Here is a 4,080-nt window from a genome sequence, read left to right as displayed (position 1 = left end):
GATGGTAGTGTGGCATTCGCCATGCGAGAGTAGGACACTGCCAGGCACCTAATTTCAAGATTACGCCCAGCGTGGTCTTTACCGGTTAGTGTGCTGATATGGCTCAGTCGGTAGAGCGCATCCTTGGTAAGGATGAGGTCCCCAGTTCGATTCTGGGTATCAGCACCATAGATAATAGAGATTAACGATTTTTGCTTGGCGGCAATAGCGCAGTGGAACCACCTGACTCCATGCCGAACTCAGAAGTGAAACGCTGTAGCGCCGATGGTAGTGTGGCATTCGCCATGCGAGAGTAGGACACTGCCAAGCACCTAATTAGCAATAAGCTAGCCGAATGCGGAGCGGTAGTTCAGTCGGTTAGAATACCGGCCTGTCACGCCGGGGGTCGCGGGTTCGAGTCCCGTCCGCTCCGCCAATAAATTAAAGGCCTTCCCATCGGGAAGGCCTTTTTCATTGCTAATTTTGCTTCAGCAAATAGAAGAATTAAGCCCAGTTTCGCGACTGGGCTTAGTTTTTTGGGGGAGGCAATTGTGCTGCAGATGCGATTTGTTAACACCACAGTAGGTATAGGTAATGCTCTCGGCATCTTTTGTGGCAAATGAGATAAACCCATACTCCTTGCCTGTTTGTACTCCCTTCAGGACAATGCTGGCACCACCAAGGGGATCATCATGCTTAAGACTTTATTCAAGGCCTTGTTTCCGGGTCAGCCCTCAGCGCGAGCGGCCATTACACCCACCGAGTACAATGGTTACCTCATTTATCCCGAGCCGATTGCCGAAGGTGGCCAATATCGCTTGGCGGGTCGGATTACTAAAGAGTTAAATGGCGTGTTACTTACGCACCGTTTTATTCGTTCGGATCTATTTACCAATCCTGCCGATGCAGAACGCTTTATGGTGCAAAAGGCGCATACCTTTATTGATCAGATGGGGGATCAGATGTTTGAGTCCCAACGTCAATCAGAGCTAGGTCATTCATCTGCCTTATGAATGCACTTGCTCGGTTGCTCAGTGACGAAGAGCACCACGCCCTACGTCAGGCACTGGCCAGTGTGGGAGAGCGGCGCTTAGTCTGGTTGGAGGGAGAAGAAGCGGACTGTGTTGCACGTGCGCAGTTGCTGCTAGGCCAGACCATCTTCTGGGTGGGGCAGGGGCCTGCCCGATATGCCCCCTATCCTGCTGCTAAGGCTTTACAGAGGCTGGGGCAGGAGTGCGATACCTTGGTATTCAATGGGTTTAGTGGTTTGCACCCAGATGCGTTTGGTGCCTTGGCTGGAACACTGCGGGCGGGAGGCTTATTGTTGCTATTGACCCCGCCTAGAGAGCAATGGCCCAGTTGGCCTGATCCTGATCGTGTTCGTTTGGTGGCGCTACCAGAGCAGGCGGCGCAGGCAGGACATGGTTTTATCGCCCGTTTGGTGCGAGTGCTGACGCAAGACCCAGCGTGTTCTCTTGAGCTGCCGTATGTCGTAGAACACTGGCATCCTCTGGATGCCACGCGCCCGTTGAGCACGGATCAGGCTAATGCCCTCCCTGCGTTATATCGAGTATTGCATGGGCATCGTCGTCGTCCGCTGGTGTTAACGGCAGATCGCGGCCGTGGCAAAAGTAGCCTGTTAGGGTTGGCGGCTACTGAGCTATTGCGCCTGCAACCTCACCTAAAGATCGTCGTGACAGCCCCCTCGTTGGCAACCGCCACGACGCTGTTAACGCATGCCAAGCATCAAGTTGAGTATTGTGCGCCAGATCGCTTAGCCAGTGAGGATATAGCACTGGATCTGCTGCTGGTCGATGAGGCTGCCGCTATTCCAACGCCACTGCTAGAGGCGATGCTGGCCCGTTACAGCCGCATCATATTTGCCACCACCGAGCACGGTTATGAAGGGACTGGACGTGGCTTTCATCTGCGTTTTAAGCGCATTTTAGATAGTCAGACCCCTGATTGGCAGGAGATCACCTTGACTGAACCCATCCGTTGGAGCTGCCGTGATCCGCTCGAGCCGCTGGTGTTTCGTATGTTAGGGCTGGATGCTTGCGTGACCTCTCCGTTACCTATCAGATGCCCACTGTGGCGGCAAATTAGCCAAGATGAGTTAGCCCGCGATGAGGCGCTACTTCAGCAAGTATTTGGCCTGCTGGTGCTGGCTCACTATCAGACTACCCCGAGCGATCTTCGCGTGCTGCTGGAGAGTCCAGATCTGGATATTCACCTGTTACAACAGGGGCAAGGTTTGCTTGGCGTGGCATTAGTCGTCCGTGAAGGGCCAATTGCAGAGCCGCTGGCTCAGGAAATTTGGGCCGGTCGGCGGCGGCCTCGTGGTCATTTGTTACCTCAATCGTTGCTCGCTCATGGGGGGCATAAATGTGCCGGAGCCCGCCGCTATGCGCGGATCATGCGTATTGCCATTCATCCCGAGTGTCATCGGCAGGGCTTGGGGTCACAGCTACTTGCGCAGTTGGAGGGCCACTACCGCCAAGCAGGGATGGACTATCTGGGAGCGGCTTTTGCGGCCAGTGCCGACCTGTTACCGTTTTGGCGTGCGGCCGGATTGGTGGTGGTACGAATTGGTTTGCAGCGCGATGCGGCCAGTGGTTGTCATGCTGTGTTACTGCTCAAGGCGCTAAACAAAGGATATGAGCCTGAATTGAGCCAGTGGCATCAGCATTTTGTACGTCAATTGCCGGTACTGCTGGCAGGAGCACTGAAACGGCTCCCTCCTGAGTTGATATGGCAAGCGGTGGGAGGCGGTGCGGTAGAAGATTGTGTCCTTGAGCCCTTTGATCAAGATGAACTGGACTGTTTTGCCCACCACCACAAGCCATTCGAGTTATGCCAAGCCAGCTTGCAACGCTGGTTAACCGGTCATTTACCGCTGCTGTCGTCGTTGTCTGCGGCAGATCGGCATTTGTTGATCGCCGCTATTTGGCAGTACGCCAACTGGGATGAGTTGGCCCGTCAGTTACAACTGGCCGGTAAGCCAGCAGTGATTAAGGCATTACGTGGGCTACTGATGCGTTTGTTGGCCAGTGAGAGCTACTGAGCATCAGGGGGAAGGGCAATGCAGGGATGTTGAGTTGCTAATTGGCTCAATGGCTGGCATGGCACTGGTAAGCCAATAGTGATGGGGGCGCCAAGAAATTTGGGCCCCTTACCCAGCACATGGAGATCGATCAGCCCCATCAGACGGGCAAACACTTCACGTACTCGGGTGCGAAATCCTTGATAGGCGCTAGGGTCTTCGGCATTAAAACCAATGGCATCAATGCCGAAATGGCGGGCAATAAAGATCGCTCGTTCGTTATGAAATCCTTGGGATACCACAGTAAAACGATCTTGGCCGAAGACTTCTTTGGCTCGCACCATTGAATCTAACGTTCTGAATCCAGCAAAATCCATGTAGATCGCTGCTGCAGGGATGCCTGCTTTAATCAGTGCTCGCCGCATCAGGCGCGGCTCATTGTATTGTGGGGTCGCGTTATCGCCAGAGACCAGAATGTAATCTACTTTGGCGTTGTTATAGAGCTCAGCGGCAGCGTTGATGCGGTTTTTGAAGTAGTGATTAGTGCCGCCGTCTGCTAGGTATTTTGAGGTGCCTAGTACCACGGCCACACGGTTGTATGGTACATCAGCGACTTTGTGGTAGGTGTAATGACGTGCATCCGAGACGCTCCATTCGCTGTAGCCCAGCAACATGATTATTAAGGCCAGCAGCACAGTTAAGCAGGCGGGGAGGATCTTGGCTAGCGTCTTCATGGCGGCTGCGATTCATGTCGTAGAACAGAGTGGATAGAGGCATTCTATTACAACTTGGTTACTGACGTCAGGTGTGATCTGACTTGCTAGGGGTCATCTCATTTATCTGCGAGGTTAAAAGTCTATCCCATTAGGGGCTGTCGTCATAAGATAGAGGCCCATAAATACGCGCAGCGGAGCTGTACTGCGGCTACAAACGAGCTCGTGTTTTTCGCGTATCTTGTGGCAATACCTCGCCATTGCTTCAGATGAAGGAAGGCGTTTTCAACTAAATGCCTTGCCCGATAAAGCTCCCTGTCGTGCGCTCGTTGTTCCTTACGATTC

Annotated in this window: 3 protein-coding genes, 2 tRNA genes, 1 rRNA gene and 1 pseudogene; 5 read left to right on the top strand and 2 right to left on the bottom strand. The window is 53.4% G+C overall.

The features are described 5' to 3' along the window. The first annotated feature begins 92 nt into the window (after nucleotides 1-92). The 5 genes from CUC53_RS15265 (at nucleotide 93) to CUC53_RS15245 (ending at nucleotide 3,043) form a co-directional block, all read left to right on the top strand. A tRNA-Thr gene (locus tag CUC53_RS15265) sits at nucleotides 93-168 on the top strand. Between the two features lie 26 nt (nucleotides 169-194). Continuing rightward, nucleotides 195-309: ribosomal RNA gene (rrf, locus tag CUC53_RS15260) — 5S ribosomal RNA — on the top strand. Nucleotides 310-338: 29 nt separating this feature from the next. After that, a tRNA-Asp gene (locus CUC53_RS15255) sits at nucleotides 339-415 on the top strand. A gap of 256 nt (nucleotides 416-671) precedes the next feature. Then, a complete protein-coding gene (locus CUC53_RS15250) occupies nucleotides 672-992 on the top strand; it encodes an HlyU family transcriptional regulator (RefSeq protein WP_100294941.1) in 321 nt (106 codons plus the stop codon). Then, nucleotides 989-3,043, top strand: a complete 2,055-nt coding sequence (locus CUC53_RS15245) for a tRNA(Met) cytidine acetyltransferase TmcA (RefSeq protein ID WP_100294940.1) — start codon at nucleotides 989-991, stop codon at nucleotides 3,041-3,043. Before CUC53_RS15250 ends, CUC53_RS15245 begins: the two co-directional genes overlap by 4 nt. Here CUC53_RS15245 and CUC53_RS15240 read toward each other — a convergent pair. Both CUC53_RS15240 and CUC53_RS15235 read right to left on the bottom strand, forming a co-directional pair. Next, nucleotides 3,043-3,756, bottom strand: a pseudogene (locus CUC53_RS15240) (SanA/YdcF family protein); the annotation flags it as partial. The gene CUC53_RS15245 and the pseudogene CUC53_RS15240 overlap by 1 nt on opposite strands. A gap of 143 nt (nucleotides 3,757-3,899) precedes the next feature. Further along, nucleotides 3,900-4,080, bottom strand: a 181-nt coding sequence (locus CUC53_RS15235; RefSeq protein WP_157798295.1) for a transposase, incomplete at its 5' end; no start/stop codon positions are given.

This window comes from Aeromonas cavernicola, assembly GCF_002795305.1.
Classification (GTDB): domain Bacteria; phylum Pseudomonadota; class Gammaproteobacteria; order Enterobacterales; family Aeromonadaceae; genus Aeromonas; species Aeromonas cavernicola.
The sequence above is the reverse complement of the archived record's forward strand: the minus strand, read 5'-3'. Positions and strand labels throughout refer to the sequence as shown.